Annotated in this window: 4 protein-coding genes and 2 pseudogenes; 4 read left to right on the top strand and 2 right to left on the bottom strand. The window is 40.8% G+C overall.

Annotation, left to right across the window (positions count from 1 at the left end):
- A partial coding sequence (locus tag ACCI49_RS23470; RefSeq protein ID WP_371841672.1) for a transposase occupies positions 1 to 272 on the top strand: 272 nt, incomplete at its 5' end.
- Positions 273 to 1,413: 1,141 nt separating this feature from the next.
- Here ACCI49_RS23470 and ACCI49_RS23465 read toward each other — a convergent pair.
- A complete protein-coding gene (locus tag ACCI49_RS23465; RefSeq protein WP_371841671.1) occupies positions 1,414 to 1,656 on the bottom strand; it encodes a TIR domain-containing protein in 243 nt (80 codons plus the stop codon).
- Between the two features lie 515 nt (positions 1,657 to 2,171).
- Complete coding sequence (locus ACCI49_RS23460; RefSeq protein ID WP_371841669.1) at positions 2,172 to 2,366, bottom strand: transposase; 195 nt, start codon at positions 2,364 to 2,366, stop codon at positions 2,172 to 2,174.
- Between the two features lie 286 nt (positions 2,367 to 2,652).
- Between ACCI49_RS23460 and ACCI49_RS23455 the strand changes: the two genes are divergently transcribed.
- The 3 genes and pseudogenes from ACCI49_RS23455 to ACCI49_RS23445 all read left to right on the top strand — a co-directional run.
- Positions 2,653 to 3,480 (top strand): DUF5694 domain-containing protein, encoded by an 828-nt coding sequence (locus tag ACCI49_RS23455; RefSeq protein WP_371841668.1) that lies wholly within the window; start codon positions 2,653 to 2,655, stop codon positions 3,478 to 3,480.
- A 408-nt stretch (positions 3,481 to 3,888) separates the two neighbouring features.
- Positions 3,889 to 4,574, top strand: a pseudogene (locus ACCI49_RS23450) (IS6 family transposase).
- Positions 4,575 to 4,641: 67 nt separating this feature from the next.
- Positions 4,642 to 4,773: pseudogene (locus ACCI49_RS23445) on the top strand (IS3 family transposase); the annotation flags it as partial.
- Positions 4,774 to 5,055: the final 282 nt, after the last annotated feature.

Here is a 5,055-nt window from a genome sequence, read left to right as displayed (position 1 = left end):
CAAAGCGAATTGAGCAAGATCCAAACGTCAAGCGGCAGAAAGATCTTGATGCCCGTTGGACCAAGAAAAACAACGAGAGATACTACGGATATAAGGATCACGTTTGCATAGATAACAAGCAAAAACTGATACGTGAATACGAGGTAACTTCCGCCGAAGTACATGATTCACATGTAGGCTCCTTTATAAATTACTGGCATCCGTCAGCACTGATTCATGGGAGCTTCAGGGCGATAAAATTCAGGAAAACGCAATTTTTAGAGGTGCCCTGAAGTCTGTTAAATATTTTGATGAGACTCTGCTAATGGCGCATAAAAAAAGCGGGCATTATGCCCGCTTCAATACATCACTTCCTGTGAGTGACTTTTTTGTAGTAATTCCATTCCTACCGTCTGTTGGGGAAGATTCCGCAAGAGCGAAACCTCGCTATTCGTATCTATAAACCTTCCTTCATATATTTCTTTACGCTCAGCTCGGCAAACAAGAAATATTCTCAAAGTCACCAGATGGTGTGATTTGAGTCACTTAATGCTGTGACTCATAGGCGCTGTGAATACCGTCATTTAGAGACTTTGAAATCACTGTAAAATCAATAAGTTACGTGTCTATCACACCATTAAGTGACTCTTAGATTGATAGCATCTGGCGACTCTGGTGTAGGAAAAGGACACTATCTGATGACTCAACCTGTATTGAAGCTCATTCACGCGGAGTGGGGACCGCTTTTCATCTCGGTTGGCCACAGGAAGAGTTCATAAAACGGCAATTTCCTACTTCTACTCCGATAGGAATGAAGCTGTGACTTAGAGAAGGGGGTGATACTCTCAATCAGAAGAGCAAGGATTATAAGGTCGGCTGAGCGAATGTGACCAATGGGTTAGGAAAAGTCTCTTATGCTCGTTCACTGTAAGCCTCACGTAGCCCATGGCGTTAATATAGACAAAGATTTGATAGACATGTTTTGAAACCCTCGCAATCATCTTCTTCTATTCGGTTTATAGGCTCCATTAATTGCAGCTAAGGCACGCTGAGTTATGGACAGCTATTGCTGAGGGAGTTTGTGTAAGTCAGACAAACACGCTGACCATTAAAATCGAACTCTATCGCTCAATGCTAGCACTGAGCTTGGCTCACTAAATATTGATGATCTACCCCCTCGCCTTGTAGAACTGTTTATTGTTGTTGGTGTATTTTTGGCACTGTCTTAAGGTTTCAAATCTGAGTGGCCATGGCTGTTATGAAGACCTGACTGAGGCTGCAGAAGGTGGTATCTTGATCACAGTGGTGCCCAAAGTTGCTTAAATATAATTGAGGTATTTTATGTGTAGTAGTTCAGACTTGACCTGATAGAGCACCTTCTGAAAAACCGGTAACTGTCAGATCATATCTGAACTACTACAAATTAACCTTCCCTCAGGAGAATTCAAGAGGCTCTGGAATTTGTAGCATTTTATGTATTTCTTCGGCTATATGCTTTCCATTACTATCCCAATTAAGATAAAGCTTTTGTTCCAAGAAGCTTACCTTTGATAGATCTGGGTCTCCAACAATTAGAGGTAATATTTTTTGTTTTCCCGCTAGTTCTCTTGCCAGGGCTGCATTAATTTCTGCCTGCGGCCATTTCTTTTCGACTGAATCTTTCGAGAGAATCGCCACTACACACGTCTCTACTAATGATAGGTCCTGAATCGTCATGGATATGGAAAACAGTGTTGGTAGAATGAAGGCAGGCGATCATTCCCGAATTTCTACTTTCCCAGCTGATATGATAGCGATCGAATAACGATTTTGTATCAATGGTTTCCGCAGTATTGATAACAATAGACATTAGGTGGAATCCGTAGAATTATGTTTTCAGAGTATAAACATATCTAGATTAGTTCCGCGTTGAACAAACATGCGAACTCAATATATTAACTAGTAAAAAATACACACATCTGAATTGTAATGTCACTGACAAAAAAACGCTAAAGAAAGAAAATTTTAAAACAAGCTTAATACTTCTTTTCTATGGCTGAGATCTTGCGCCCTCCATCTTTGATTAACCAGTAACCACCCGCATAGTCGGTGATATGGTAAAAACCTACAGAAGGGGAATAGTTACAATCCTGCCAGCTACATCGGCTCTTGATGGCGCTCTTTAGCCTCTTGATACTTTATGTGCTCTCGTACTATCTACTCATTGAGTCCCACTGAGCTAACGCAGTAACCCCCCCCCTCATTGTGTACTCTTCGACCAACTCAATACCCTTTTTACGGCATAAGTCTCGAAATATCGCTCCGATCTCCCGTCTCAATATTGCAAATAGTACTTTCTTCCGATAATTAGGTACAAATACCACGTGGTACCTACAATAATGCTTCACGCTAGCTTGGCGTCACCAATCTCGTATATGACCCACTTTAAAAATTTGCTGATTCATGAAGACCATATTTTTTATTCTGAGCGTCGGAATGGCAGAGCACTGTCAAGTCTCGTCGCCACAGACGGTGATTCACCTATATATTAATTAATAGAATCTTGAAATCAATCTCTAAGATTAAGTTTGTAAAAATTTCATACATCTATTACTATAAGATTTCCAAGAGAGAATTTGGCTTAAAGGCCAAAGCTTAATAACAGGCTATATATAATCAATGACGGGTTTTTACTTGAAAAAAATTACAGCGAACTTATCTATATTAATTGCTTTAGCAATTTCCAGCTCTATCTCAGCTCAAGAAAGTCCAGAAGAGCCACTAGAAGTAAAGATGCCAGCAAAGGTCATGATGTTTGGAGTATTCCATTTCAGCAATCCTGGGCTAGACCTTATTAAATCAAGTCAGATTAACGTACTAAATAATGAGAGCCAGAGATATCTTAAAACACTTACCAGTGAACTTGGCAAGCAAAAACCAACCCACTTATTAGCAGAGTGTGAGCCAAGTGAACAAGATTTAATTAATGTGAAATATAAAAATTATATAGATGGGAAGCATGAGCTGAGCAGCAATGAAACAGAACAGCTTGGATTTCGAATAGCTAAAGCTGCTGAACTTCCCAATATAATTTGTTATGACGACCAGCAAATCCATAATAGGCAATGGACCACTAGAGCGTATATCGAAGCTGCTGACCCTGACAGATATAAAGAGCACACCAAATTTTTAAAAGAGTACAAAAAGAATACCGATGAAGAGCAAAAATACCTCTCACTAAGGGAGCTTTTAAAACTCACTAATGATGTCGAGTACGACAAAAAAAATATGAATCTGTCCATTAGGATCAATGATATAAAAGCAGGAAACATCTACTTAGGTGCTGAGGGCAATTCAAGTTGGTGGCATAGAAATTTCCGCATGTATGCAAATATACAGAAAGTAGCCCAACCCGGAACCAAGGTTATTGTTATCGGTGGTCAAGGTCATACTGCTATTATGAAAATTCTATTAAATTCAGACCTGCAGCGAAAAATCTGGGATGTTAACGGCTACCTCTAAAATTATACCATTAACTTACGCCACTATTTAAAAATAGTAACTTTTAATAATTCATGGGTGTGGATATCATGACACTACAAGGGAATGATATTCCACAACAATGAACCGACAACCAATAATAAAATCATTAAAAAATAATTTCGTTTATCTATATCAATTGAGAAGCTAGATCAATCAACTTAGACTTCGATTACTGATGAACATCAAAATCGGGTCTTTGACTGTTTCCGGGTAAATTGATCGGAAAATATTACCTTAGTTGATGTTTTTATTGTGATTTTACCCTTTAAATTTAATTTCGTTTTTGGATCTTCAGGGGTTCTGTTGCAAAGTTCGTCGGTCTTGCGGGCACCCCTGTATCTCAATTATAAGCACTGGGTCTGAATCTGCAGTTTTAGGTCTGTATCGTTGATCAACTTTAAAGGAACCCACTACCCGAAAGATATGATTCTGTATGCCGTATTCTTCTATGTCCGCTATGCAGTTTCCTATCGTGATCCGGAAGAGATTATGCAGGAACGTGGGGTTACTGTTGATCACGCCACCCTCAACCGATGGGTTGTAAATACGCCTCGCAAATTGCCGCAGAGGCCAGAAAGAAGAAGAGCTAGGTAAGTGCCTCCTGGCGTATTAACGAGACCTATATCAAAGTTAAGGGCAAGTGGGTATATCTGTATCGGGCAGTCGATAAATCCAGTGAAACTGTTGATTTCATGCTCTCAGAGATCCGAGATGAAGCCGCAGCAACACGTTTCTTTGAGCAATCCATAGGCATCAATGGGCTGCCAGAGAAGGTAGTCATAGAGAAATGCGGAGCCAATCTGGCGGGCCTGACCAACATCAATATCTACCTGTTCCTGATGGGATTCTGGCTATCATTCATTGATACTCTGCAGGTCAAATATCTCAACAATATCGTTGAACAGGACCACCGGTTTATCAAACGCATAACTAAGCCTATGATGGGCTTTAAGGCCTTCCATTCAGCGACTGCCACTCTCGATGGGATTGAGACTGCTCACATGATCCGAAAAGGACAGCTGGGGCAGGAAGGCATCCCAGTCTATCGCCAATTTATGGCACTCGCAGGATAACTGTGTCGAGGCCATAGATACGTTTCAGCCATACGGAAAGTTTGCGACAGAACCCAATCCAGAGCAACGCTGTGTGCGTGCTCAACGTGACGATGAGCTGAAGCCTGATATCCAGCGGGTCTACGAAGAAAACCTTCGCGTCTATGGTGCTCGCAAGATCTGGAAGCAGCTGAACCGTGAGGATGTAAAAGTCGCCCAAAGAAGCTGGCCTGAGCTAACAATTGCGAGCGAGTCTAGCCTTACCTCGAAATGTAATCATGTGTAATGGAAATTTAAGCCTAAAGTGTAACAGTTTGAACTCTGTCAACGACAATTACCCTTATTCGTAAGAGAATATAGTTATATTCTTGAATCACTATAAATATACCCTGGAAATAATAACGTATGGACTATGCAAGATGTGGCTCGCTTAGCGACCCTGCTCTACCCCGCATATCAACGAATTCTCCAGCGAAGAGCCTTAACCCAACTGAATGGTCTT

This window comes from Microbulbifer epialgicus, assembly GCF_041447265.1.
Lineage (GTDB): Bacteria > Pseudomonadota > Gammaproteobacteria > Pseudomonadales > Cellvibrionaceae > Microbulbifer > Microbulbifer epialgicus.
The sequence above is the reverse complement of the archived record's forward strand: the minus strand, read 5'-3'. Positions and strand labels throughout refer to the sequence as shown.